The sequence below is a fragment of the Rhodopseudomonas sp. BR0C11 genome (genome assembly GCF_010820945.1).
GTDB lineage: Bacteria > Pseudomonadota > Alphaproteobacteria > Rhizobiales > Xanthobacteraceae > Rhodopseudomonas > Rhodopseudomonas palustris_H.
Genome location: NZ_QTKI01000760.1, coordinates 1 through 931, shown reverse-complemented (window position 1 = coordinate 931; position 931 = coordinate 1). Strand labels below are relative to the sequence as shown.

General features: G+C 65.4%; 1 protein-coding gene. It reads left to right on the top strand.

Annotated features, from left to right (window positions below; all coding sequences use genetic code 11):
* Positions 1-308 precede the first annotated feature (308 nt).
* On the top strand, positions 309-931 hold a 623-nt coding region (locus DYI24_RS27195; protein ID WP_164574527.1), incomplete at its 3' end, for an NTP transferase domain-containing protein.

Below are 931 nucleotides of genomic sequence, written 5' to 3'. Positions count from 1 at the left end.
AGGCGAGGCAACCGCCCACGATCCCAGGCGCCACTTGTCCTGGGTGTTGAGCTCTTCTTCATCTGCCAGCAGCCGGGTCAGCCAGCCGCCCGTTTCCTCGGTCGCGAAGCTGTCTGCCAGATCGTCGGTTTTTCTGGCCATCGGATGGTCTCAAAGCCTTGAAGCGCGCAACGCGAATCAGATGCCCAACAGTATCAGGGAATTGCCGTTTTCAGGTGGGCCGCGCTTGCCGCCGGAGCCGCAAACCCGTTTCCCCTTCGTGGCAAAACCCTTTATGAGGGCCGCATCACCAGACCATGGATGTTGAAATGACTGCCAGAAACAGCCTGACGATCGTGCTTGCCGCGGGCGAGGGCACGCGGATGCGATCTTCGCTGCCGAAGGTACTGAACCCGGTCGCCGGCCGCTCGCTGCTTGCCCACGTGCTGAGCGCGGCGCCGCATGGCGAACGCGATCGGCTCGCGGTGGTGATCGGACCGGATCATCAGGCGGTCGGCGACGAGGCCAAACGAGTCCGCTCTGACGCGGCCATCCATATCCAGGCGCAGCGGCTCGGGACCGCGCATGCGGTGCTGGCGGCTCGCGAGGCGATCGCCCAGGGCGCCGACGATCTGCTGATCGCGTTCGGCGACACCCCGTTGATCTCGGCCGAGACGTTCGCCCGCCTGCGCGAGCCGCTGCACAACGGCTCGTCTCTGGTCGTGCTCGGTTTCCGCGCGGCCGATCCGACCGGCTATGGCCGTCTGGTGGTCGAGCACGGCAAGCTGACGGCGATCCGTGAGCAGGCGGACGCCAGCGCCGATGAACTGAAGATCACGCTGTGCAACGCCGGCGTGATGGCGATCGACGGCAAGATCGTGCTCGACGTGCTCGACAAGATCGGCAACGCCAACGCCAAGGGCGAGTACTACCTGACCGATGCGGTCGGGAT